This is a genomic window from Dictyoglomus sp. SSW, assembly GCF_055181335.1.
On record NZ_CM143705.1, the window covers coordinates 1140318 to 1164673 of the forward strand.

A 24356-nucleotide genomic window follows, 5' to 3' on the forward strand; every position below is an offset into this window, starting at 1 on the left:
AAAGATGTGTGGTATTTTTGGATATACAGGAAGTAATAATTCTTTGCCTTATATAATATCGGGTCTCGAGAAATTAGAGTATAGAGGTTATGATTCAGCTGGTATTGCTTATATAAAAAATGGAGAGATAGAAATTAAAAAAGTGGTAGGAAAAGTACAAGACCTTAAGAATAGTTTAGATTTTTCTACTATTTCAAATATTGGTATTGGTCATACAAGATGGGCTACTCATGGTGGTATTACTTACGAAAATGCACATCCTCATGTGGATTGTTTAAAAAATATTGCCTTAGTACATAATGGAATAATTGAAAACTACAAAGAGGTAAAAAAGTTTTTAGAGAATAAAAGTCATAAATTCTTAAGTCAAACAGATACTGAAGTTTCAGTTCATCTTTTAGAGTATCTTTTAGAAGAAGAAAAACTTAGCTTAGAGGAGGCTATTGAAGAAATCTTCAGAAGACTTGAAGGATCCTTTGCTTTTTTAGTTATGGATAAGAGAAGAAATAGAGAACTTTTTGCTATAAGAAGGCAAAGTCCACTGATTATAGGATATGGAAAAGGAGAGAATTTTATAGCTTCTGATATTCCTGCTTTAGGTATGTATACAGATACTTTTTATTTTTTAAAAGATAATGAATTTGCTAAGGTTTCTCCCGAAAAAGTAGAGATATTCCATGTGACAGGTGATAAGAGTAAATTAATTACAATTAATCCAATAAAAATACCCCAAGATAATATAAGGGCTGAGAAAGATGGTTACCCTCATTTTATGCTTAAAGAGATATTTGAACAACCTTCTGTTGCAAGAAGAATTATTTCTAATTTAGAAAGGTACGATAATGTTTTTGAAATTAAAGAGTTAAAGGAGAGTAATATTGAATGGGATAAAGTTCAACATACTTTCATAATTGCTTGTGGTACATCATATCATGCAGGCTATTTTGCAAAATTTCTATGGGAATCAGAGCTTCCTTTTTCTGTAGATATAGAACTCGCATCACAGATCTATTACAGATCGCTAAAGGTTCCTCAAAATACTCTTTTTATTGCTATAAGTCAGTCTGGTGAGACAGCAGATGTGATTACAGCAGTTAAAAATTTGAAAGAGAAAGGTTTTAAAGTTTTATCTTTAGTGAATAATACCCAAAGTACTATTGCAAGGGAAAGCGATTATGTAATAGGGCTTAAAGCTGGAGTTGAGATTGGGGTAGCGGCTACAAAAACTTTTATAGCTCAATTAATATGGTTAGGTCTATTAAAAGATTATATAAAAGCTAAAGTTTTAAAAGAAAATATTAATTTAGATAATTGGAATTTACTGCCCACTTATTTAGAAAACTATTTAGATAGTGTAAAGAATCTTGTAAAAAATATTTCGGATAAATATTATTTGAAAAGAAATTTTCTATATCTTGCTCGTGGTAAAAATTATCCATTAGCCTTGGAAGGTGCATTAAAGCTTAAAGAGATATCTTATATACATGCTGAGGCGGTTCCTGCAGGAGAAATGAAGCATGGTCCTATTGCCCTTTTAGATTCTGATACTCCTGTTTTTGGTTTGGTATATAAAGATGAGACCTATTCTAAAATGGTAAATAATTTAGAAGAAGCAAAGGCACGTAAAGCTCCAATTATAGCTATAGGTAATGAAAAGGATGAAAAATTATTAAATTTGGTAGACGATTTGATTCCTATGCCTAATATTGATCCTTTTTATTACCCATATTTAGCTGCTGTTGTTTTACAGCTTTTTGCCTATTATATGGCTAATAATTTAGGTAGAGAAATAGATCAGCCAAGAAATTTAGCAAAATCAGTTACGGTAGAATAGATAATATGGAGAACGTGATTATTGAGGTAGGTTTGGATATTGTTGAGATAGAAAGAATAAAGAAATTATGTGAAAAATATAAAAGATTTAAAGAAAGGATATATTCTTTAAGAGAGTTAGAGCAATTAAGTGGGAAAAAAGATTTATATCCCTCTTTGGCTGCGCGTTTTGCAGCCAAAGAGGCCTTTATAAAAGCCATTGGTGTGAGATATTCAGGTTGGGATTGGAAAGATGTGGAAATTCTTTACGGAATAAGTGGAAAGCCTGAGATTAATCTTAGGAATAAAGCTCTTGAATTTGCTCTTCAAAAAGGAGTTAAAGATATAAAGGTGAGTATTTCTCATACTCATAAATATGCAGTTGCAGTAGTTTTAATAACTATAAAAGGGGATAAATAATGAAAGAAAGTCCTCTAGAAAAATTGAGGGATAAATTAGAAGAGTTGAAGAAGATTTCTGGAAGACTTATAGTACCTGATTTTAAAGAAAGTGAGTCATATATTGAAAAATTTTTGACATTAAGACAAGAAGTAGAGGAATTGCTTATTGATCTGAAAAAATTAAATGTTACAATTGATCCAGAGCTTTCTCGATTGAGTGAAATAGATGGCGAATTAAAGAAGAATATAAATTCTTTGTATAAGATAATGAGAAAGAGTAATAGACTAAAGGACAAATCTAATCTTTATCCTAAAGAGTATTGGTGGTGGCACATAGTTGAAATAGTGGATGAAAAAAGGAGAAGAAAATTAAAAAGAATTTTTTTAGGAAGTGTTGTTGTTATTATGACTATCGGGCTAATTATTTTTATAGCTTTAAATTACAAGACACCTGCTGAAGAGATCTTAGAGACTATTGACCAAAGTTATAAGTTTATGGCAGCTAAAAAATATAGAGAGGCTGAAAAATTATTGAAAGAAAAAATCAAAAAATATAAAGACAAAGAGGAGTTATACATAGTTTTAGGTATTATTCAAGAAGAAGAAGGAAAAATAAAAGAAGCTGAAGAAACCTTTAAAAAGGGGCTTTTTATAAGTGGTGAGGAAAATAGGTTTTATTTACAGAGAGCATTAGAGTATAAAAGATTACGTAAATTTGATAAAGCTAAAAAAGACATCAAGGAAGTACTTAAAAGGAATAAAGATAATTCAAATGCTTTGTATATTTTAGCTACTATTTACGAAGAAGAAGACAATATCATTGATGCCATAAAAACTTATAAGATTATTGAAGAATTAGGTGATAAAGCTGATCCGCAGATTTTAGTTATGACGAAAGTTAGACTTTCAGTGCTACTTCAGAAAGTAACCTTACCACAAAAATAGGGTTGTAATTGAAATTTGTTTGGTTTTGTGGTATATTCAATTTAGAAAGCCCTGCTGTGTGCGTGGTGTATGCTGTGGTCCTGGCTCAACACCTTGTTTCAGGAGGCTGATCTCCTGACTTGGGATTGCGGCTCTTAAAGAGCTACATAACCAAGCAGGGTAGGCCTCAAAATTGTGGAACGGGGCACAAGGACTTCGGCATCACGGCACAGCGGGGCTTTTAATAATTGTTTAAAAAAATTCTTTCATTAGAGGGGTTGTAGAAATGAGAATAAGCCAACAAATAAGAGAGAAATTTACACAATATTTCGTTAGAAATGGCCATTTACATTTACCCAGTGCATCTTTAGTTCCTGCAGATGATCCCACATTACTTTTTACCACTGCTGGGATGGTTCCTTTTAAACCATATTTTTTAGGGCAAGGTATACCCCCTAAAAGGCGTATTACCACAATTCAAAAATGTTTTCGAACTACAGACATAGAAAAGGTCGGCCTTACCCCAAGGCACTTAACTTTTTTAGAGATGCTTGGTAATTTTTCTTTTGGTGATTATTTTAAGAAGGAAGCGATTGGTTTTGCTTATGAATTCTTGACGAAAGAATTAGAGATTCCTTTATCAAGAATTTGGATTTCTGTATACGAGGAAGATGATGAGGCTTTTGAAATTTGGAATAAAATTATGGGAATTCCAAAAGAAAGAATAGTAAGATTAGGAAAAGTGGATAATTTCTGGGGTCCTCCAGGACCCACGGGACCTTGTGGTCCATGTTCTGAGATATATTATGATTTTGGTCCCAAATCTAAGGAGGAAGAAAATTGCAAGCCAGGTGATCCTTGCGATCGTTTTATGGAGATATGGAATTTAGTATTTATGGCTTACTATATGGATGAAGAGGGAAAACTTTCTCCTTTACCTCAGAAAAATATAGATACAGGAATGGGGCTTGAGAGAATAGTAACAGTTGTTGAGAATGTTAGTAATGTTTTTGAAACAGATCTTTTTCAACCAATTATTCAAAAGGTAAAAGAAATTATTAAGGATTCTGATTTGGTTACAGAAAGAATGGTTTCAGATCATATTAGAGCTATAACTTTTCTTATGAGTGATGGTGTGGTTCCTACTAATGAGGGAAGAGGCTATGTTTTGAGAAGGTTAATAAGAAGAGCATTAAGAAGAGCTTATAAGTTAGGAGTGAAAGAGCCTTTTCTTTACAAAATTGTGCCTACTGTTGTAGAAGTAATGGAAGATGCTTATCCTGAATTGGAAGAAAAATCTGACTATATTATGAAAGTACTTATCAAAGAAGAGGAGCAATTTATAAGAACCTTAGAGCAAGGTCTTAATCTTTTGGAGGATTATTTTAGAAAATCTACAAGTAAAGTTGTTAATAGTGAATTTGCTTTCAAACTTTATGATACTTATGGTTTTCCTATTGAATTGACGCAGGAAATTGCAGAAGAGGTAGGATTTAAAGTTGATATTGAAGGATTTAATAAAGAAATGGAGAAACAAAGAGAGAAAGCAAGATTATCTACTCAAGAAAAACTTGAAAGTACATTCATATCATTATCCGATGATGAGGTATATCAATTAAGGGAGATTCCTAACACTGAATTTGTAGGATATGATACTCTTTCTTCTGAAAGCAACGTTCTTTTTTTCTTAGGAAATAAACATAATAAAGAAATAAAAGAAGAGGAAGAAGTATACTTTGTATTAGATAAAACACCATTTTATCCAGAAAGTGGAGGTCAAGTTGCAGATACTGGCAAGGTATTTAATGATAATGTGGAGGTAATAGTTTCTGATGTAAGAAAACTTGGAGATAAATTTATTCTTCATAAAGGAAAAGTAGTTAAAGGAATCTTTAAGGAAGGGATGAAGGTTAAGGCAGAAGTAGATAAAGAAAGAAGATATCATACTATGAGACATCATACTGCCACCCATTTATTACATTCAGCTCTTAGGAAGATTTTAGGTAATCATATTATGCAATCTGGATCTTTAGTTTCTCCAGAATTTTTAAGATTTGATTTTACTCACCATTCTCCTATAATAGATGAGGAATTGAGACTTATTGAGAGAGAGATAAATAAAAATATTTTATCAAATTTTAAAGTTGATAAATTCTGGACTACATTAGATGAAGCAAGAAAAATGGGAGCAATAGCTTTATTTACTGAAAAGTATCAGAAGGATGTTAGGGTCATTAAAATTGAGGATGTTAGTATGGAGCTTTGTGGTGGTACTCATGTAGATTATACGGGAGAGATAGGAAGTTTTTACATTTTCAGAGAAGAAGGAATTGGGAGTGGAATAAGAAGGATATTTGCAGTATGTGGAATTAAAGCTTGGGAATATCAGAAAGAAAAGGAAAGTATTCTTAAAAAGTCTATGGATTTATTAGGTGCAAATAATATGGAAGAAATACCTTTAAGAATTGAAAGATTAATTTCAGAGTTAAAAGAAAAAGATAAAAAGATAGAAAATCTAGAGGAAGAAATAATTAAAAAAGAATCCTCTAATTTACTAAATAAAATTGAGATGATTAGGGATATAGCTATACTTTGTGAAATTGTTGACATGGATAATGAGGCTATAAAAAGATTGGGAGATTATTTAAAGAGTAAAAAAGAAAATCTTGTTATAGTTTTTCTAAAAGAGATTGATGGACGTTTTACAGGTACAGTTATGATAAGTCCTAAGTTAGTAGATAGAAATATTCTTGCTAAAGATATAGTAAGAGTAATAACAGAAGAGTTTAAAGGAAGAGGTGGAGGAAGGGATACATTAGCACAGTTTAATATTCCTAAAATAGATATCACAAGAATTAAGGAATATTTGAAGGATTATTTTAAAAACAAATGAGTAGATATCTTGGAATAGATTGGGGAGAAAAATATATAGGTTTTGCTATTTCTGATCCGTTAGGGGTTATAGCTCAAGGATTAGATGTTATAGAGTTTAAAAACGAAAAATCCTTTTTCGACTATCTCAAAGGTATACTTCAAAGATATGATATTGAAGGGATAGTGATTGGCTATCCGATAAGCTTAAGAGGACATGAGAATGAGAAAACAGAAAAAATAAAAGAATTATCTAAGAAAATAGAAGAAAAATTTAAAATCAAAACCTATTTAGTAGATGAAAGATTCACTACTATGGAGGTAGAGAGGGTTTTAATAGAGGCTAATGTTAAAAGAAAGGATAGAAAGATTATTAAGAATAAGCAGTCAGCAATAATTATACTACAAAAGTTTTTGTCATCCATACAACTTGACATCGAAGAACAAGAAAAGGTATAATTTTGCATTGTAAGGGCGCGTAGCTCAGTGGGAGAGCACTATCTTGACGCGGTAGGGGTCGGTGGTTCAATCCCACCCGCGCCCACCATAAGAGAAAAGGCGAAGAAGAGGAAAGTAATCTATTTCAGATATACAGAGAGGAAGACGAGAAGCTGGAAGTCTTCCATATCTGAAATAGATGAAAACCACCTTGGAGCTTCCTGTTGAAATTCCATTAATGGAAAAGTAAGCAGTGACGGGTGATTCCGTTAAAGATCAAGAGTGGATCTTTTTTAGATCCATTAAGGTGGAACCACGGGAGCTCTCGTCCTTTAATGGGACGAGAGCTTTTTTATTTGTAGAATAAATAGTGAAAAATTAAACGGGAGGTCGGAATATTATGAGTTGGAAAATGGTATATAAAAATAAAAGTTGGGAGAAAAAAGGCAGTTTGCTGGATGCATTAAGGGAAGAAGGTTTAGAAGATATAATATTAGGAGCAAGGATTAATGGTATTTTAACTGATCTGAAGATAATTCCTCCTTTTGGTAGTGTAGTGGAAATTGTGGATTGGGATGATGCTGAGGGGAAAAGTATTTATTGGCATACTTCTTCTCATATTTTGGCTCATGCAGTAAAAGAATTGTTTCCAGAGGTTAAATTAGGAATTGGACCTGCTATAGAAGATGGGTTTTATTATGATTTTTATAAAGACACTCCTTTTACTCAGGAGGATTTAGAAAAAATAGAAGAAAGAATGAAGGAGATAATAAAGAAGGATATACCTATAGAAAGAATAGAGTTAACAAGGGATGAAGCAAGAAAATTATTAGAAGAATTAGAAGAGAATTTTAAATTAGAGCTTCTTGAGGAAATACCAGAAGGAGAAAAAATATCTTTTTATAGACAAGGTAATTTTATAGATCTTTGTAAGGGTCCTCATTTACCTTCTACGGGAAAAGTAAAAGCTATAAAGTTATTAAGTACTTCTGGTGCTTATTGGAAAGGAAATGAAAATAATCCTATGTTGCAACGAATTTATGGTATATCTTTTCCTTCTGAGAAAGAATTAAATGATTACCTAAAAGAAAGGGAGGAAGCATTAAAGAGGGATCATAGAAAAGTAGGAAGAGAACTTGGGATATTTAATACCTTTGAAGAAGCTGGTCCAGGCTTAATTTTTTATCCACCAAAAGGAGCTTTATTAAGACTGATTATTGAAGAATTTGAAAGAAAAGAACATTTAAAAAGAGGTTACTTACCAGTTATTACTCCCCATTTAATGCAAGCTGATTTGTGGAAAATATCAGGTCATTGGGATAATTATAGAGAAAATATGTTTTTTTTACAAGTAGACGAAAAAGATTATGCTGTAAAACCTATGAATTGTCCAGGACATGTTCTTATATATAGGTCTACTGTAAGAAGTTATAGGGATTTACCTCTTAGATTTTTTGAAATGGGAACTGTTTATAGATATGAAAGATCAGGAGTATTATATGGACTTGAGAGAGCCAGAGGTTTTACTCAGGATGATGCACATATTTTCTGTACAGAAGAACAATTGGAAGATGAGATTAAAAGAGTATTAGATTTTGTATTTTTTATGTTAAAAAGTTTTGGCTTAAATGAATATGAAATTACTCTTTCTACGAGACCCGAAAAATATATTGGATCTGATGAAATATGGGAAAAAGCAACAATAGCTCTTAAAAATGCTTTAGAGAGTGTAGGGGTTAGTTATCAAGTTGCTGAAGGTGAAGGTGCTTTTTATGGTCCTAAGATTGATTTAAAGTTAAGGGGGTTACTTGGAAAAAGATGGCAAGGTCCTACAATTCAAGTGGATTTTAATTTGCCAGAAAGATTTGATTTAACCTATGATGCTTCTGATGGAACAAAGAAAAGACCTGTTATGATACATAGAGCAATATTAGGTTCCTATGAAAGATTTATAGGTATTCTTATAGAACAATATGGTGGAAGATTTCCTTTATGGCTTGCACCTGTTCAAATTGCTATTCTTCCTATATCAGAAAAGCATGAAGATTATGCCTTAGAGATTGCTAAGATTTTAAAAGAAAATGACTTTAGGGTAGAAGTTGATTTAGATCAAGCCAAGTTGAATTATAAGCTTAGAAAGGCTATAAATAATAAAATACCCTATATCTTTATAGTAGGGGATAAGGAAAAGGCAGAAAGGAAGGTAAGTGTAAGGACCCATAATCAAGATTTAGGGGTTTTTGAACTTAATGTCATTATTAACAAGCTTTCAGACGAGATAAATACCAAAAAAAGCCTTATAGGAGGATAAATAAATGTTATTTAAGATTCTTTTTACTATCTGGTTTTTTTTGCTGGGGAGTGCTGTCGGTAGTTTCTTAAATGTTTTGATATATAGACTTCCTCGAAAAGAATCTATTTTATTTCCTTCTTCTCGTTGTCCTTCTTGTAATCATAAATTAGCACCGAAGGACCTTGTACCTATTTTCAGTTATATATTTCTTAAAGGGAAATGTAGATACTGTAGAGCAAAGATTTCTATAAGATATCCCTTGGTTGAGACCCTTACTGCAATATTTTTTGCCCTATCTTTTTGGGTATATGGATGGTCTTTTCACTGTTTTAAAATATTAATACTTTTCTCATTCCTTTTGCCAATCTTTTTTATAGATATCGAACATATGTTGATTCCTGACGTTTTATCTTTTGCTGGTTTAGGAATAGGTTTTTTTCTCTCTTTATTAGAAGGTAAGATTTACCAAAGCATTTTAGGAAGCATTGTTTTTGGGGGAATATTACTTTTAATATATTTAGGTGCTCTTTTAATATTAAAAGAAGAAGGCATGGGACAGGGAGATATAAAGTTGGGATTTTTTTTGGGAAGTTTTCTTGGATTAAAACTATCCTTATTAGCTTTATTTTTGAGTTACATTTTAGGAGGTGTTATATCCGTCTTTATTTTGCTATTTAAAAATAAAGACTTAAAAACTGCTATACCTTTTGGTCCTTTTCTAATCTCGGGATCATTTATATCTTTATTTTGGGGAGAGTCTATAATAAGTCTTTATATTTCTTTTTTTATTAAATGACAAATTTAAACGGATATACACTGATAGAACTTTTAATAACTGTTATTATTATTGGAATTTTATCCTATATTTCTTTCCATGTTACAATTGCAAGCTTAGATAGAGCTAATCTGAATAGTTGTGCTATATTAATATTAAAAGAGCTTGTAGAACTTAGAGATAGTGCATATTCTTGTGATGAGGGTACTCCAAACATTTTATTTTTCTTTCCTTCTATAGACAAGATTGTTTTAAAATGTTATGATAAAAAAAGTAATTTTTATAAAATTACGAAAATAATTGATCTGAGAGAAGAAAATATAGATCTTGTTTCTTCAGTTTTTGGAGTAAATGAGTATGTTTACTTTAATAGGCTGGGAATTCCTTCTTCAGGGGGAACTGTTGTAATAAGGTATAAAAATATGAGAAAATATGTAGTAGTAACTCCTGCTACAGGGAGGATATATATAAGTGATAAAATGCCAGAAGATTAGTAAATATAGTGGTTTTAGTGTATTAGAGGCATTGATAGCTGGAGCGGTACTTTTAATAGCAATCGTAGGAATTTTACAAATGTATTTTGTAACTTTTTATAATGCTCCGAAGGTAGAGAACCTTATTAATGCTAACTATATCCTTTCAAAAGAGGCAGAGTTAATTTTTTCAAAAAGTTATACTATTTTAGATAGCTATATAACTTCTAATTATCCTAAGGTTGTAAAGGATAAAAACATGGTATATACTATTACATGTACAATAGATAATACTCTTACATGGGGAAGATTCATAAGATTAGAAGCATCTTGGATTGAAGGTAAAGAAAATAAAGAATTTAGAATTGAATTTTTTAGGGCTAAATTATGAAAAAGGGCTTTACTTTAATTGAACTTTTAATTGGTGTTTCCATATCCCTTATAATAGTTGCTCTTGTGGTGAGTTTCTTAACCACAGGTTCCTTAGGATATCAGTTTATAAATAAAAAGATACAATATCAAAGAAATGCAAGATTAGTGGCAGAGAGACTTATTAGGGAAGTTAAAAAAGCATCTATTATTGATAGTACTTCAGATGGTGGTAATTTAATATTTAGTTATACTTATTATGACTTTAGTACTAATCCTATTTCGTCTACATTATCTACTATAAGATATTATATAGATAATAATGGTATTCTCAGAAGACAAGTAAAACAGGGGAACTTATGGGTAGGTAATAATCCCCTAACAGAAAGTGATTTCAAGGTTATACCTCCTATATTTTTTTATTATGATGATTCTGGGAATATTGTTTCTCCAAGGAATGCTCAAATTGTTCAAGTGGTACTTAAATTTGACGGAAATAAAGATAATGTTGTTGATTATACCTTGACTTTTTCAATATTTCTCCCTATAAAAAACACTTATTACTTAAAATAGGGGGAAGAAAAAAATGTTTTCTAATAATAAAGAAAAGGGACAATTAGTGATATTAATGAGTATCGTTATCTTTATATTTGTATTGGGGTTAATTATTGTTCAACTTATACCCTCAGAAAATGTTATTACAAGAAGGACTCTTGAGAGTAATCAAGCCTTTTATTTAGCTCAATCAGGTCTTCAACAGGCTTTTTATATAATAAATTCTAACCCAGATTTAGCATTTTTGACCCTTACTTTAAGAAGAATAGACAACAGTAGTAATCTATTATCCTATACAATGACTTATACTAACGGAGATTTATTTAAATTTAGCTATAATATAGGTTCTATATCTGTTGGTGAATATAATGTTACTGTTTCATATACCTTTTCAAAATTAAATTCAGGAGGAGTTTTAATCGATTATCCCATATATAAGATAAGATGTGAAGGCTATGTACCATCCATAGATAATTATAGGGTTATTAGGAAACTTGAAGTATATGGGAATAATACTGAAATAACTCTTGATCCATTTAAATTTGCAGTCTTTGCAGGAACTTCTGTTAATTTTTCTGGAAAAGCTGCAGTTATTGAAGGAGAGAGATTGCCTGATGGGACTTTTGATACTGCAATATATTCTAATGGTCCTGTAGATTTAAGTAATCCTCCACTTATAAATGGTTCTTATTCTCCTGTATTAGGAATAGACGTTATTGCAAATGATAATTCCCTTTCTATGCCAACCTTAAATGAGGATTATCTTAAAGGGGTAGCTATGTCACAAGGTCTTTACAGATCTGGGGGAATAGTAGATTTAAAGAATTTAGTTGATTATGCAAAGAGTAATCCTAATTGGTACAATTCTGCCACTAATACTTGGTTGACATGGACGTTGGTGATATATATAGATGGTAATGCTAGGATGGCTGGGAATGTTGAGTTTCAAGGGATGGTTATTGTAAAAGGAGATGTAAAGATTACAGGTACTGGGAATAAAATAAGGGGGATATTATATGCAGCAAAAGTTGACTCTGTTACAGATGATCTTTCTATATTTGGAGATCCTATTATAGAAGGTACCAGTATAGGTGAGGCTGTAAGAATTGGAGGTAATAGTACTATAAAACACAATAGAAGTTATATCGAAAATATCATGCAATCTCATGGCATAACAAATGTAGTAAAAGCTACAAAGACAAAATTAAAGATTCTTTCATGGAATGAATTTTAAAAGAGTTGTCTATTTATATCTTTTGTATTAAAATAAAATCTTATTCAGGGAGAGGTTGAAAGGAAGGGAAAGATGGGGATTTTTAATTTATTTTCTTCAGAAGAGCCTATTTTGAGTATTGAATTAGGAAATCCTGTAAGATTAGTATATGGGGGGAGGAGAAAAGATAAGAAGATTGTAATTAAAAATGCAGTTTCTTTTCTTTTTTCACCTGACATTTTTCAAGGGGGTCAATCCTTAGATATTTCCAAAATAGTAGAAACTCTCAAAAAGGACTTAAAAGTATTGAAAGTAAAGAACCCAAAAACATATATAGCTATACCATCTTTAAATGTGGTGGTAAGATTTTTTAATTTTACTTATATGCCAGAAGAAGAACTTAGAGAGGCCATAAAATGGGAGCTTGATAGGTATATTCCATTTTCTGAGGAAGATATAGTGTACGATTTAGAGATTATTGATGTAATAGAGAGGGAAGGAAGTAAAGAATGTAAAGTAATGCTGGTTGCAGTACCAAAAGAAGTCATAAATCCATATTTGGAGATAGTAAAATCCTTAGGGCTAAATTTAGAGGTAGTAGATATAAGTATTTTTTCGGCTGTAAGATCAGTAGTATTTAATAGAAAAGAGCTTCCTAAGGGTAATACCTTGTTCTTGTATACTCACGATAATATTGCAGAATTTGTTGTGCTAAAGGATAATCAACCCATATTTTTTAGAAGCACTATTATGGAAGAATGGAATCCACATGAAGAAGGAGTAGATGAGCTTACAAAGTCTTTTATTTTGGAAGATTTTGTAAGAAAAATTCAAGAATCTATTAATTTTTTCTTTCTACAGTTTCCAGAGGAACATATAGATCAAGCTATAGTTATGGGAAGCAATGCTAAAAATAAAGATTTTGTGGATCTTTTAGAGGCTCTCTTAAATGTACCATCAGAAGTAGCCCCATTGACTCTTAGCTCTGACGTAATAGTAAATGCAAAAAAGCAAGATAAATCATTTTTAGAAGATCTTTCTTCTTGGGTAGTACCTATAGGACTATTTTTCTGGGGAAGGATGTAGGAATATGTTTAAGATTAACCTTTTACCGAAGGAAGCTAAGAAAAAAGAGGCAATAAGAATTCCCTTTTTAGGTATTCTTATTACTGTGATTGGGATATTACTTCTATTTGGAGAGATTGTTCTTTATTTTAATCTTTCATCTGAAGTTAATAATTTAAGAAACGAAAATACTTCTCTTGAAGCCCAAATAAATGATCTTAAAATAAGAATAAAAGAATTACAAAAATTGCAAGACATAAAAAAACAATATGAAGAAAAGATAAATTTATTAAATGAGATTTCTTCTAAAGAGATATCTTGGGTTGATATTTTTGAGACTATAAATGGAATTACTCCTAAAAATCTTTGGATTAAAAGTTTTAGCTTAGATTCTTCAGATAATGTAAATATCGAGGGATTTGCTGTAAGCTACAAAGATATAGCAATTTTTTTAGATCAATTAGAAAAAACCAATCTTATGGATAAAATTACCTTGGGTTTTGCTCAGAAGGTTGGACAGCCTCCAGTTATTGCTATTAATTTTAGGATAGCTGCTCAGTATAAGAGGGGTGAAAGATGAAACCAAATATAAATATATGGATAATTATAGGTATTTTTTTATTTGTTATTGTTGTTGGATTTTACTTTCTTGTATATAAATCTTTAGAGAATGAAAAAAACACATTAGTGGAAAGCATTGATAATAATCGTCAGATGCTTCTTAAGTATCAGCTGAATTACAAAAAGAGCTTAGAAGAGTGGGAGAAATTTAAAGAATCTTTGCAGAAATTTGCTGAATTACAACAGAAGTTACCTACAAAAGAAGATCTTCCTCATCTTTTAGCTTTTGTAGAGACTATATGTAAAGAATCAAAGCTTTCTGTAAATAGTTTTAAGCCAATTCAAGTACAAGAACAACCTCAGCCTACCTCACAAGAGGGGAAAAAAGAGGCTCCAAAACCTCTTTATGAAGAAAGAAATTATAGTGTGGACTTACAAGGTGGTTATGGTGGATTTCTCTTATTTTTAGCTAAGCTAAAGACAGCACCTCGTATTATTCTTTTAAAGGATTTAAAAATTGATCCTGTAGATACAACTGCTAAAGAACTAAAATTTTCCTTCATATTGTCTACATTTATAATTAAATAGGTGGGGAAATATGGATATTAAAAGTATATTTAATGATCCAAAACAAAGATTAATAGTCCTTATAAGTCTTTTTATTATTGTAGGTGCGATTGGAGGATACTATATTGTGGCAAATTATGTATTAACTCCCCAAGAGGAACCTGTTATAACAACACCTAAGGCAAAAACTACAACAGGTACTTATACTTTTGCTGAAATATTAGAAACTCTTACTGAACAAATAGGAGTAGTCTTTACTTATTCAAATGTTGCTTTAGGAAGAAGTAATCCTTTTTTACCTGTTATTGACTTAAATCCAAAACCACAGCCTAAGATATCGTCTTTACCTCAAGCAACTACGAGAATTTCTATAGTACCACAGTCTTCTTCTGTTACTAAAACTTGGTATAGCAATTTTAAGCTTACAGGAATAATAAGAAGTTGGGATAAAAGTTATGCGATTATAGAAGAAGGTGATAGGGGCTATATCATAAGAGAAGGAGAATTGTTTAGGGGGGATATATACCTGGAAAAGATCTTGGAAAATTCGGTAATTTTAAGGAAAGGAAAAGAAACAACTACTATTAAACTGGGAGGTGAATAGTTTGTCTCACATAAGAAAATTAATTTCTTTGATTCTGTTTATAAACTTTTTGTTAATTGGGGGGATATTTGCTCAAAATAGTTTAAAAAGTTTAGTGGGAATTCAAGTAGAAGATGGTAGTGGTGGTACCATAAATATAAATATTTATTTTTCAACTACTTCGGTACCAAAATATGATATTAAACAATCTGCCTCAAAAATTGTGGTAACTTTTTATGATACTCAGATAAAAACTGTATCAAAAAATGTTGAAATAAATAAAGGATTTTTGACTAATTTAGAACTCTCTCAAAATAAAAATAATACTATACTTGTAATAAATTTTATAGGATCCTTACCTAAGTATTCAGTTACTTCTACTTCTGGAATTTTAAAAATTACACTAAGTCCTTCAGGTGCTTATTCCAAAGAAGAAACTTCATCTATTAAACAGATTTCTTCAATAGAAAATACTCTTTTGAATATAAAGATTGATAAGAATTATAAGCCCAATCTTATAGTGTTAGAGTTTTCTAATAAAGCCCCAGATTTTAAAAGCTCGCTCCTTAAAAATCCTTTAAGATTTGTTATTGATTTAAATGATACGATAAACAAACTTGGCTCTAAGGTTATACCTGTAAATTCCAGTCCTATTATTTCAATTAGAACTTCTCAATTTAGTACTAAACCGTTTGTTACAAGGATAGTAATTGACTTGAAGACTTCTTTTCCTGCAATATCTGCAAAATCAGCTGATAATAAAATATATATAGGGACAGAAGATGTTTTAGCCAAAGTTGTTCCAACAACCACAAAGATTGTGAGTCAGAAGACTATAGAAGCACCAGAAAAGGAAGAGACTCCAAAGATAACTGAGATAAAAACTAGAGAAGTACAAGAAGAACAAAAAGTAGAAACCAAATTGGAACATCCTAAGCCTGTAGAGGTAAAAGATAAATTCCAGCAAAAGATTTCAGTTTCTTTTGATAGGGCTGAAATAAGAGATGTTTTAAAGGCAATGGGGCAGTTGGCGGGACTTAATATAATAACGGATATTGGTGTCCAAGGAAGAATAAGTGTCTATTTAAAAGATATTCCATTTAGAGATGCTTTTTACGCCTTACTTGCATCATCGGATCTTGGATATGTGGAACAAGGAGAAGTAATTATTGTAGCGAACCTTGATAAGCTTCAAAAAATTGAAAGTAGAGATTTAGTTACAAAGGTATATCAACTTAGATATTTTGAAAGCCAAAAGGCTAAGGAAATTCTATCCAAAACATCTAAAACTGCAATTTTTGATTCTGATGATACGAGAAATTGGCTAATAGTTTCAGCTCCATCAACAGAATTTCCGAAGATAGAGAATGCCATCAAAATTTTAGATATACCATCTGAAAAAGTTGCCGAGACAAAGGGAGTAGGTAAGGTTCAAGTTGAAAGGTTTGAAGATACATATCTTGTTTCTCTTAATGCGAAGGGAGAAGATATTAAAGATATTCTTCAAGAAATAGCACAAAAAACGGGTAGGAATATAATATTTTCAAAAGATATTTCTGGAGGTTTATATCTTACCTTAAACAAAGTTTCCTTAGATAGAGCTATAGATCTTATTATTAGAAGTTTAGGATACACATATGAGATAAGAGAAGGAGGTTTTATAATAGTAAGTGTACCTAAGGGTGAAGCTCCTTCAATACCTATTTTAGAGATAAAAGAACTTGTTAAGATAGATAAAATTAGTGATGTTTATTATGTTACCGCAGATCTTAGAAAATCTGATATAAGAGATATACTCCAAGAGATAGCAAAGAAAACAGAGTTTAATTTTGTAATAGATCCAAAGATTTCAGGAAGTGTAGATCTATTTGTAAATAAAGTACCACTGGATGAAGTTCTTACTATTTTACAAAGGCTTGCCAATTTTGATATGGAAAAAGTAGGGAAGACCTATTATGTTAAACCTAAGGAAATACAAACAGCCCCTACAGTGGTTCAGCCTATATTAACTAAATTATATGTTCTTAAATATATTGATTTACAAGATATTTTGAGAGTAGGAGGGGCATTAGTAAAGAACATAAGCTTAAGTTATGATAGTAAGACGAGGTTATTAATAGCCCAAGGAAAGGAAGAGGACTTGAAGGTACTTGATGATCTAATAAGCAGGATAGATGTAGAGAGGAAAGGGGAAGAGGTAGTAGTAGCGAAGGAGTTATTAAGTGTAGAGAAAGAAGAAGGGAAGATATATGTAAGCTGTGATTTGAAGAAGGCAGATATAAGGGAAGTATTAAGGGAGCTTGGTAAGAAAGCAGATATTAACTTTGTGATAGATCCAAAGGTAGTAGGAGAAGTAGATCTCTATCTAAACAGGGTAGAGTTATCGGAGGTATTGAACATACTCCAGAAGGCAGCGAAGATAAGCATAACGAGGGATGATAAAGTGACCTATGTGAAGATGCAAGAGGAGAAGGTAGCGGTACCAGTAGAGACAGCGAAGACGAAGATATATGTATTGAAATATATAGACATATCAGACATAGAGAGAGTAGGAGGGGCATTAGTAAAGAACATAAGCTTAAGTTATGATAGTAAGACGAGGTTATTAATAGCCCAAGGAAAGGAAGAGGACTTGAAGGTACTTGATGATCTAATAAGCAGGATAGATGTGGAGAGGAAAGGGGAAGAGGTAGTAGTAGCGAAGGAGTTATTAAGTGTAGAGAAAGAAGAAGGGAAGATATATGTAAGCTGTGATTTGAAGAAGGCAGATATAAGGGAAGTATTAAGGGAGCTTGGTAAGAAAGCAGATATTAACTTTGTGATAGATCCAAAGGTAGTAGGAGAAGTAGATCTCTATCTAAACAGGGTAGAGTTATCGGAGGTATTGAACATACTCCAGAAGGCAGCGAAGATAAGCATAACGAGGGATGATAAAGTGACCTATGTGAAGATGCAAGAGGAGAAGGTAGCGGTACCAGTAGAGACAGCGAAGACGAAGATATATGTATTGAAATATATAGACATATCAGACATAGAGAGAGTAGGAGGGGCATTAGTAAAGAACATAAGCTTAAGTTATGATAGTAAGACGAGGTTATTAATAGCCCAAGGAAAGGAAGAGGACTTGAAGGTACTTGATGATCTAATAAGCAGGATAGATGTGGAGAGGAAAGGGGAAGAGGTAGTAGTAGCGAAGGAGTTATTAAGTGTAGAGAAAGAAGAAGGGAAGATATATGTAAGCTGTGATTTGAAGAAGGCAGATATAAGGGAAGTATTAAGGGAGCTTGGTAAGAAAGCAGATATTAACTTTGTGATAGATCCAAAGGTAGTAGGAGAAGTAGATCTCTATCTAAACAGGGTAGAGTTATCGGAGGTATTGAACATACTCCAGAAGGCAGCGAAGATAAGCATAACGAGGGATGATAAAGTGACCTATGTGAAGATGCAAGAGGAGAAGGTAGCGGTACCAGTAGAGACAGCGAAGACGAAGATATATGTATTGAAATATATAGACATATCAGACATAGAGAGAGTAGGAGGGGCATTAGTAAAGAACATAAGCTTAAGTTATGATAGTAAGACGAGGTTATTAATAGCCCAAGGAAAGGAAGAGGACTTGAAGGTACTTGATGATCTAATAAGCAGGATAGATGTGGAGAGGAAAGGGGAAGAGGTAGTAGTAGCGAAGGAGTTATTAAGTGTAGAGAAAGAAGAAGGGAAGATATATGTAAGCTGTGATTTGAAGAAGGCAGATATAAGGGAAGTATTAAGGGAGCTTGGTAAGAAAGCAGATATTAACTTTGTGATAGATCCAAAGGTAGTAGGAGAAGTAGATCTCTATCTAAACAGGGTAGAGTTACAAGATACTATTGATATATTGAGTAGAATAGGAAATATAACCTTTGAAAAAGTGGGTGTTGTGACATATGTTAGACCTTATGTGCCACCAGTTATAACAGCTAAAGAGGGAGTACAAACTATTACAAAAGAGTATAAGCTAAAATATATATCCTTAGATACATTAAAATCTGTAGTTTCAGGTCTTGCCAAAGATGTATCCTTCTATTATGATCAAACCTCAGGATTTTTGTTGGTTCAAGGTCCTGTAGACCAAGTTACAGCTGTGGAAAATATGATAGCAAAACTTGATAAGCCAACCCCACAAGTAAAAGTAGATGTTCAAATAGTAGAGGTATCAAGAGAAAATGTAAAGGATATAGGTATAGCGTGGGGTACACAAAATATAGGTACAGGTATTAAAATAGAAGCTAATGTTGGTTGGCAAGATCTGAAGTTAAGTATTATAAATCCTGAAAGTGTGCTTGCTACTATAAAGGCCTTAGAGACCCAAAATAAAGCTAAAATACTTGCTCAACCAAGTATGACAACTATAAGTGGTAAAGCTACAAGAATTATGATAGGTGATAGGGTACCATTGGTATCTTATGATGCTCAAGGTAATAGATCAATTACATATATAGATGTGGGAATAATACTTGATGTAACACCTACTATAAATCCTGATGGTACTATTACTGCAAATATTAAGCCTCAGGTTAGCACAATAAGTGGTTATGCAGGAAAGGATGGAGATGTACCTATAATATCGACCAGAGAAGCTCAAACCATAGTTAACTTGAAGAATGGTGAAACTCTTGCCTTAGGTGGTTTGTTAAGACAAGAAGAAATTGAAAGTATGTCTAAGGTACCACTCTTAGGAGATATCCCAATTCTTGGAGAACTCTTTAAAGCAAGGAAGACTCAAAATGTTCAGAAGGAGCTTATTATACTTATAACTCCTAAGACAATAGAATAAGATAAAAATGAGGATAAATATTTTATGAATACAAGACTTAGAGAAATACAAAATAAACTAAATAAAGAAAAAATAGATGGGATTGTTATTAGTAGTATAGTGAATATTAGATACCTTACAGGATTTACGGGCTCAACAGCTGAACTTGTGCTTCTGAAGGAGGGGGGTTACATATTAGTTGATTCAAGGTATTGGGAACAAGTACACCAGGAAGTTGATATGGTGGAGCCTGTTCTTATTAATGGTGATGTGAATTTATTCTCCTTCTTAAAGGATCTTTCAAAAAAAGAAGATTTTAAGAGAATAGCTTTTGAGGGACAATCATTCAATTATTTTAAGTATAAAAAATTGATTGAAAGTTTATTGAATATTGAGTTGATTCCAGTAGAAAATTGGGTAGAGGAGATGAGAATGGTTAAGGATGATAATGAAATAGAGAAAATAAAAACAGCTTTAAAAATTGCAGAAGAGGCTTTTGAAGAAGTATTAGAAATTATAAAGCCAGGTATATCTGAAAGAGATTTAGCAATAGAATTAGAGTATCAAATGGCAAAAAAAGGTAGTGAGAAAATAGCTTTTGATACAATTGTGGCATCAGGACCAAGAGCTGCACTTCCTCATGGAAAGGCGAGCAATAAAAAGATATATGGAAATGAGTTTATTGTATTTGATTTTGGGGCTGTTTATAAGGGATATCATTCGGATATTACAAGAACCGTGTATATCGGAAACCCAACTGAAGAAGAACTATTAATATACAATATTGTTCTTGAAGCACAGAAAAGGGCAGAAGAAGTAATAGAAGAAGGTATAGAAAGTAGTTTTGTAGATAAAGTTTCTCGTGATATAATTCAAGAAAATGGTTATGGAAATTATTTTGGTCATGGCCTTGGGCATGGTATAGGACTTGAAATACATGAATTACCAAGGTTATCCCCAAAAGGAAATTGGGTTCTAAAGAAAAATATGGTAGTTACTGTTGAACCTGGTATTTATATTCCTGGAAGGTTTGGGGTAAGAATTGAAGATATGGTAGTTGTTGAAGAGGAAAAGGCAACTATATTAAATAGTTTTACTAACGAACTTATAATAATATAGGGAAAGGGAGGTAATAAAAAAGATGATTTCAGTAAATGATTTTTATCCTGGTCTTACTATTGAATTAGATGGAGAAATATATATAGTACTTGAATACCAACATGTACATATGGCTCAGGGTCAGGCAACAGTCAAAGTAAAATTAAAGAACTTGAAAACAGGAAATGTATTGAGAAAAACATTTAAATCAGATGAATATGTTCCTCAAGCTTTTATTAATAAAAGAGAAGCAGAATTTCTTTACAAACAAGGAGATGAGTATTATTTTATTGATCATGAAACCTATGAACAACATATGCTCACTGAGGAGCAATTAGGAGATGCAATTAAATACTTAAAAGAAGGAACTATCGTTAGTGTGCTTTTTTATGAAGGAAATCCTATTGGTATAGAGCTTCCTACTACAGTTGTTTTAGAGGTTATAGAAACTGATCCAGGTCTTAGAGGAGATACAGTTTCGGGTGGATCAAAACCTGCAAAATTAGAAACGGGATTAGTAATACAGGTCCCTTTATTTATACAAATTGGAGATAAAGTTGTAGTGGATACTCGTTATGCAAAATATGTTGAAAGAGCATAGATTTTAATAATGAGTTTTAATAAAAAGGAGTATTACTATGAAAGAATGGTCTTTAGAAGAGTTAAAAGAGTTAATATGTCTATTTAACAAGAGTAATCTTTCAGAATTGATAATAGAAAATGGAGAAAATAAATTGATTTTAAGAAGAGGTGATCATGTTGTTTCTATTTCATCACCTCAGGTAGAATCTCAAGTTGAAAAATTACAAGCCATAAAAGAGGTTGCTGAGGAAGGTGTATATATTACTGCTCCTTTGGTTGGAGTTTTTTATCGTTCCCCCGCTCCAGGCGCCCCTCCTTTTGTTGAAGAAGGTGATTTGGTAGAGCCAGGACAAACAGTATGTATAATTGAAGCCATGAAATTAATGAATGAGATAAAGAGTCATGTAAGAGGAAGAGTTAAAAAAATATTAGTTGAAAATGGTCAGGCAGTGGAATTTGGACAAAAACTTTTTCTAATAGATACAGAGAGCAATGTTTAAGAAAGTTCTTATTGCAAATAGAGGCGAAATTGCTGTTAGAGTTATAAGGGCTTGTAAAGAATTAGGCATTAAAACAGTAGCTGTATATTCTGAAGCAGATAAAGAATCTCTTCATGTATATATGGCAGATGAGGCAATCTGTATAGGCCCACCTCCTGCCTCACAAAGCTACTTAAATATTCCAAACATTATTAGTGCCGCTTTAATATCAAATGCTGATGCTATCCATCCAGGATATGGTTTTTTAGCAGAATCATCAAGATTTGCTGAAATTTGTCAAGACCACGGTATAGTGTTTATAGGTCCTAAAAAGGAAGTTATTGAAAGTTTAGGGGACAAGGCCAGAGCCAAAAAAATAATGAAAGAAGCAGGTGTTCCTTTGTTACCTGGGTCTGAAGGACTTGTTGAGGATGAAAAACAAGCAGTAAAAATTGCTAAAGAGATAGGTTTTCCTGTTCTTATAAAGGCTACTGCTGGTGGTGGCGGTAAAGGAATGAGGATTTCATACAGTCCTGAGGAATTGGTAAAAAATATAAGACTTGCTAAATTGGAAGCTGAGAAAAATTTTGGAAATCCTGGCGTGTACATTGAAAAGTTTATAGAAGAACCAAGACATGTGGAGATACAGATAATGGGAGATGCTTATGGTAATATTGTTTCTCTTGGTGAAAGAGATTGTACTATTCAAAGAAGATATCAAAAATTAATTGAGGAATCTCCTTCCCCAGTGGTAGATAGAAGATTGAGAGAGGCTATGAGTAGAGCTGCAATTCGAGGGGCGTATAAGGTTGGGTATGTGGGTCCTGGAACCTTTGAATTTCTTTTGGACAAAGATGGGAGATTTTATTTTATGGAAGTAAATACGAGAATTCAGGTAGAACATACTGTAACAGAAATGGTAACTGGTATTGATCTTGTAAAATGGCAAATACTAATTGCAGCTGGAGAGAAATTAGATTTTAAAGAAGTAACATTAAGAGGACATGCTATAGAGTGTAGAATTAATGCTGAGGATCCTGATAATAATTTTGCTCCATCTGCTGGAAAAATAGATAAATATATACCTCCAGGAGGCCCTTTTGTAAGAATTGATACTCATCTTTATGAAGGTTATGAAATGGTACCTTTTTATGATTCTTTACTGGCAAAGATTATAACTTGGGGAAAAGATAGAAATGAGGCTATAATAAGGATGAAAAGGGCTTTGGAGGAATTTGTTTTGAGAGGAATTAAAACGACAATCCCTCTTCATTTAAAAGTACTAAATAACAGTTCATTTATAAAAGGAGACTATTCTACTAACTTTTTATCAAGAAGGGTGTTAGTAGAGGATTAATTTTTGATAAAATAGAGAGTGGTGATAAGCTATGAAAGAAGAACTTTCATATGGAACGGTAAATATATCAAAAGGGGTTATCTCTGTAATAGCGGGTATTGCTGCTCAAGAGGTAGAAGGTGTCGCTCAAGTAGGAGAGCCTTCTTCTTCATTTATGAAACTTGTATCGGGTATACCTCTTGGAAGGGGCATAAAAATTGATCTATATGAAAAAGATGTATACATAATGATACCTATTTATGTAAAACAAAATGTTTTTTTTCCTGAAGTTGCAAGAGAAGTTCAATCCCATGTTAAGGAAGTGATAGAAAGTATGACAGGATTAAATGTAAGGGAAGTGAATGTTATTATAAAAGGAGTATTGATAGGTAAAAAAGATAAGGAGGAGAAGAAATGAAACTTAATAGATATGAAATTATTATTTACTCTATAATTTTGTTAATTTTCTCTTTTATTGATCTTATTTTAATCCTTGGACTTTTTAAATGGGAATTAGCATTAAGTATAATAAATTGGGCTAAGGGACCTGGTTTTTTGTTTTCTGCTATTTTGTTTATAATTCTTTTTGTTCTTGCTTTTTCATCAAGTTTTGCTTTAATTATAAATAGAGAGAAAACTTCTGTTGTTATAGGAAATAGAACAGGTTTAGGTGATGTAATGATTTCTGTTAATGGTATTAAAAGTTCTATCAGAGAGATAGCTGGATATTTTTCAGAAATTCAAGATATAAGACCTGAGATTGAAATTATAAAAGATAAAATATATATTACTTTGAGGATAAAAATTCCTGCTAGTGCAGATATAACAAGAATTGTTAATGAGATGCAACAAAGATTAAAAGTTTATTTTGAAAGTGTTTTACCTTTGAACTTAGAAAAAATAAACGTAATAATTGATGATGTGGTTCCTTCAAAAAGGGGTAAGTAGATGAATCTTGAAAGGATAAAAAATTATAAATATAGATTTATTTTCTCATTAGTATTTTTAATATTAGGAATCCTTATTCTTACTATTGGTTTTTGGAGAACCTTATTTCTAATCATTATGTTACTTTTAGGGTATTTAATTGGTAATATAATTGATAAGAATCTATTGTTTCTTTTTATAGAAAAAATTAAAGAGATATTTATGATAGGAAGGTAAAA

General features: G+C 31.9%; 23 protein-coding genes, 1 tRNA gene and 1 other annotated feature. All 24 genes read left to right on the forward strand.

The genetic code is table 11. The annotated features are described in order from the left end of the window. Positions 1-4 precede the first annotated feature (4 nt). The 24 genes from glmS to ACY3JM_RS05575 all read left to right on the forward strand — a co-directional run bounded on the left by glmS (position 5) and on the right by ACY3JM_RS05575 (position 24354). Positions 5-1834 carry a glutamine--fructose-6-phosphate transaminase (isomerizing) gene (gene glmS / locus ACY3JM_RS05460; RefSeq protein ID WP_463082205.1) on the forward strand — a complete coding sequence of 610 codons (1830 nt, stop codon included), beginning with the start codon at positions 5-7 and terminating at the stop codon, positions 1832-1834. 5 nt (positions 1835-1839) lie between these two features. Next, on the forward strand, positions 1840-2232 hold the full coding sequence (gene acpS / locus ACY3JM_RS05465) for a holo-ACP synthase (protein ID WP_463082204.1): 393 nt from the start codon (positions 1840-1842) through the stop codon (positions 2230-2232). Further along, positions 2232-3158 (forward strand): tetratricopeptide repeat protein, encoded by a 927-nt coding sequence (locus ACY3JM_RS05470; protein ID WP_463082203.1) that lies wholly within the window; start codon positions 2232-2234, stop codon positions 3156-3158. The genes acpS and ACY3JM_RS05470 overlap by 1 nt, the downstream gene beginning before the upstream one ends. 265 nt (positions 3159-3423) lie before the next feature. Next, a complete protein-coding gene (gene alaS / locus ACY3JM_RS05475; RefSeq protein WP_463082202.1) occupies positions 3424-6030 on the forward strand; it encodes an alanine--tRNA ligase in 2607 nt (868 codons plus the stop codon). Then, positions 6027-6467, forward strand: coding sequence for a Holliday junction resolvase RuvX (gene ruvX, locus ACY3JM_RS05480; protein WP_463082201.1), 441 nt, complete (start codon positions 6027-6029; stop codon positions 6465-6467). Before alaS ends, ruvX begins: the two co-directional genes overlap by 4 nt. A gap of 13 nt (positions 6468-6480) precedes the next feature. Further along, positions 6481-6555 (forward strand) — tRNA-Val (locus ACY3JM_RS05485). Positions 6556-6560: 5 nt separating this feature from the next. Further along, positions 6561-6782, forward strand: a binding site (T-box leader). A 64-nt stretch (positions 6783-6846) separates the two neighbouring features. Further along, positions 6847-8757: a threonine--tRNA ligase gene (gene thrS, locus ACY3JM_RS05490; protein WP_463111115.1), complete on the forward strand. Its 1911-nt coding sequence runs from the start codon at positions 6847-6849 to the stop codon at positions 8755-8757. Between the two features lie 4 nt (positions 8758-8761). Next, the gene (locus ACY3JM_RS05495) at positions 8762-9535 is read left to right on the forward strand and encodes a prepilin peptidase (protein ID WP_463111116.1); all 774 of its coding nucleotides are present in this window, start codon (positions 8762-8764) and stop codon (positions 9533-9535) included. After that, positions 9532-10008 (forward strand): type II secretion system protein, encoded by a 477-nt coding sequence (locus ACY3JM_RS05500; RefSeq protein WP_463082198.1) that lies wholly within the window; start codon positions 9532-9534, stop codon positions 10006-10008. Before ACY3JM_RS05495 ends, ACY3JM_RS05500 begins: the two co-directional genes overlap by 4 nt. Next, the gene (locus tag ACY3JM_RS05505) at positions 9986-10378 is read left to right on the forward strand and encodes a type IV pilus modification PilV family protein (protein WP_463082197.1); all 393 of its coding nucleotides are present in this window, start codon (positions 9986-9988) and stop codon (positions 10376-10378) included. Before ACY3JM_RS05500 ends, ACY3JM_RS05505 begins: the two co-directional genes overlap by 23 nt. Beyond that, positions 10375-10929 carry a PilW family protein gene (locus tag ACY3JM_RS05510; RefSeq protein WP_463082196.1) on the forward strand — a complete coding sequence of 185 codons (555 nt, stop codon included), beginning with the start codon at positions 10375-10377 and terminating at the stop codon, positions 10927-10929. The genes ACY3JM_RS05505 and ACY3JM_RS05510 overlap by 4 nt, the downstream gene beginning before the upstream one ends. A gap of 13 nt (positions 10930-10942) precedes the next feature. After that, complete coding sequence (locus ACY3JM_RS05515; RefSeq protein ID WP_463082195.1) at positions 10943-12145, forward strand: hypothetical protein; 1203 nt, start codon at positions 10943-10945, stop codon at positions 12143-12145. Between the two features lie 72 nt (positions 12146-12217). After that, positions 12218-13210 (forward strand): type IV pilus biogenesis protein PilM, encoded by a 993-nt coding sequence (pilM, locus tag ACY3JM_RS05520; protein ID WP_463082194.1) that lies wholly within the window; start codon positions 12218-12220, stop codon positions 13208-13210. Positions 13211-13214: 4 nt separating this feature from the next. Further along, positions 13215-13769, forward strand: a complete 555-nt coding sequence (locus ACY3JM_RS05525) for a PilN domain-containing protein (protein WP_463082193.1) — start codon at positions 13215-13217, stop codon at positions 13767-13769. After that, positions 13766-14338 carry a type IV pilus inner membrane component PilO gene (locus tag ACY3JM_RS05530; RefSeq protein ID WP_463082192.1) on the forward strand — a complete coding sequence of 191 codons (573 nt, stop codon included), beginning with the start codon at positions 13766-13768 and terminating at the stop codon, positions 14336-14338. Before ACY3JM_RS05525 ends, ACY3JM_RS05530 begins: the two co-directional genes overlap by 4 nt. Positions 14339-14348: 10 nt before the next feature. After that, a complete protein-coding gene (locus tag ACY3JM_RS05535; protein WP_463082191.1) occupies positions 14349-14921 on the forward strand; it encodes a hypothetical protein in 573 nt (190 codons plus the stop codon). A 1-nt stretch (position 14922) separates the two neighbouring features. Beyond that, a complete protein-coding gene (locus ACY3JM_RS05540; protein ID WP_463111117.1) occupies positions 14923-19716 on the forward strand; it encodes a secretin N-terminal domain-containing protein in 4794 nt (1597 codons plus the stop codon). A gap of 24 nt (positions 19717-19740) precedes the next feature. Beyond that, the gene (locus ACY3JM_RS05545; protein WP_463082189.1) at positions 19741-20814 is read left to right on the forward strand and encodes a M24 family metallopeptidase; all 1074 of its coding nucleotides are present in this window, start codon (positions 19741-19743) and stop codon (positions 20812-20814) included. 22 nt (positions 20815-20836) lie between these two features. Continuing rightward, positions 20837-21394, forward strand: coding sequence for an elongation factor P (gene efp / locus ACY3JM_RS05550; protein WP_463082188.1), 558 nt, complete (start codon positions 20837-20839; stop codon positions 21392-21394). A 37-nt stretch (positions 21395-21431) separates the two neighbouring features. Continuing rightward, complete coding sequence (accB, locus tag ACY3JM_RS05555) at positions 21432-21875, forward strand: acetyl-CoA carboxylase biotin carboxyl carrier protein (RefSeq protein WP_463082187.1); 444 nt, start codon at positions 21432-21434, stop codon at positions 21873-21875. Further along, positions 21868-23211: an acetyl-CoA carboxylase biotin carboxylase subunit gene (accC, locus tag ACY3JM_RS05560; protein ID WP_463082186.1), complete on the forward strand. Its 1344-nt coding sequence runs from the start codon at positions 21868-21870 to the stop codon at positions 23209-23211. Before accB ends, accC begins: the two co-directional genes overlap by 8 nt. Positions 23212-23242: 31 nt before the next feature. Then, positions 23243-23608, forward strand: a complete 366-nt coding sequence (locus tag ACY3JM_RS05565; protein ID WP_463082185.1) for an Asp23/Gls24 family envelope stress response protein — start codon at positions 23243-23245, stop codon at positions 23606-23608. Beyond that, on the forward strand, positions 23605-24138 hold the full coding sequence (locus tag ACY3JM_RS05570; protein ID WP_463082184.1) for an Asp23/Gls24 family envelope stress response protein: 534 nt from the start codon (positions 23605-23607) through the stop codon (positions 24136-24138). Before ACY3JM_RS05565 ends, ACY3JM_RS05570 begins: the two co-directional genes overlap by 4 nt. Then, the gene (locus tag ACY3JM_RS05575; protein WP_463082183.1) at positions 24139-24354 is read left to right on the forward strand and encodes a DUF2273 domain-containing protein; all 216 of its coding nucleotides are present in this window, start codon (positions 24139-24141) and stop codon (positions 24352-24354) included. It abuts the gene before it with no gap. The last annotated feature ends 2 nt before the right edge of the window (positions 24355-24356 follow it).

Coding starts and splice junctions, on each gene's coding strand:
- glmS (WP_463082205.1), top strand. CDS start 5: ATGTGTGGTATTTTTGGATATACAGGAAGTAATAATTCTTTGCCTTAT.
- acpS (WP_463082204.1), top strand. CDS start 1,840: ATGGAGAACGTGATTATTGAGGTAGGTTTGGATATTGTTGAGATAGAA.
- ACY3JM_RS05470 (WP_463082203.1), top strand. CDS start 2,232: ATGAAAGAAAGTCCTCTAGAAAAATTGAGGGATAAATTAGAAGAGTTG.
- alaS (WP_463082202.1), top strand. CDS start 3,424: ATGAGAATAAGCCAACAAATAAGAGAGAAATTTACACAATATTTCGTT.
- ruvX (WP_463082201.1), top strand. CDS start 6,027: ATGAGTAGATATCTTGGAATAGATTGGGGAGAAAAATATATAGGTTTT.
- thrS (WP_463111115.1), top strand. CDS start 6,847: ATGAGTTGGAAAATGGTATATAAAAATAAAAGTTGGGAGAAAAAAGGC.
- ACY3JM_RS05495 (WP_463111116.1), top strand. CDS start 8,762: ATGTTATTTAAGATTCTTTTTACTATCTGGTTTTTTTTGCTGGGGAGT.
- ACY3JM_RS05500 (WP_463082198.1), top strand. CDS start 9,532: ATGACAAATTTAAACGGATATACACTGATAGAACTTTTAATAACTGTT.
- ACY3JM_RS05510 (WP_463082196.1), top strand. CDS start 10,375: ATGAAAAAGGGCTTTACTTTAATTGAACTTTTAATTGGTGTTTCCATA.
- ACY3JM_RS05515 (WP_463082195.1), top strand. CDS start 10,943: ATGTTTTCTAATAATAAAGAAAAGGGACAATTAGTGATATTAATGAGT.
- pilM (WP_463082194.1), top strand. CDS start 12,218: ATGGGGATTTTTAATTTATTTTCTTCAGAAGAGCCTATTTTGAGTATT.
- ACY3JM_RS05525 (WP_463082193.1), top strand. CDS start 13,215: ATGTTTAAGATTAACCTTTTACCGAAGGAAGCTAAGAAAAAAGAGGCA.
- ACY3JM_RS05530 (WP_463082192.1), top strand. CDS start 13,766: ATGAAACCAAATATAAATATATGGATAATTATAGGTATTTTTTTATTT.
- ACY3JM_RS05535 (WP_463082191.1), top strand. CDS start 14,349: ATGGATATTAAAAGTATATTTAATGATCCAAAACAAAGATTAATAGTC.
- ACY3JM_RS05545 (WP_463082189.1), top strand. CDS start 19,741: ATGAATACAAGACTTAGAGAAATACAAAATAAACTAAATAAAGAAAAA.
- efp (WP_463082188.1), top strand. CDS start 20,837: ATGATTTCAGTAAATGATTTTTATCCTGGTCTTACTATTGAATTAGAT.
- accB (WP_463082187.1), top strand. CDS start 21,432: ATGAAAGAATGGTCTTTAGAAGAGTTAAAAGAGTTAATATGTCTATTT.
- accC (WP_463082186.1), top strand. CDS start 21,868: ATGTTTAAGAAAGTTCTTATTGCAAATAGAGGCGAAATTGCTGTTAGA.
- ACY3JM_RS05565 (WP_463082185.1), top strand. CDS start 23,243: ATGAAAGAAGAACTTTCATATGGAACGGTAAATATATCAAAAGGGGTT.
- ACY3JM_RS05570 (WP_463082184.1), top strand. CDS start 23,605: ATGAAACTTAATAGATATGAAATTATTATTTACTCTATAATTTTGTTA.
- ACY3JM_RS05575 (WP_463082183.1), top strand. CDS start 24,139: ATGAATCTTGAAAGGATAAAAAATTATAAATATAGATTTATTTTCTCA.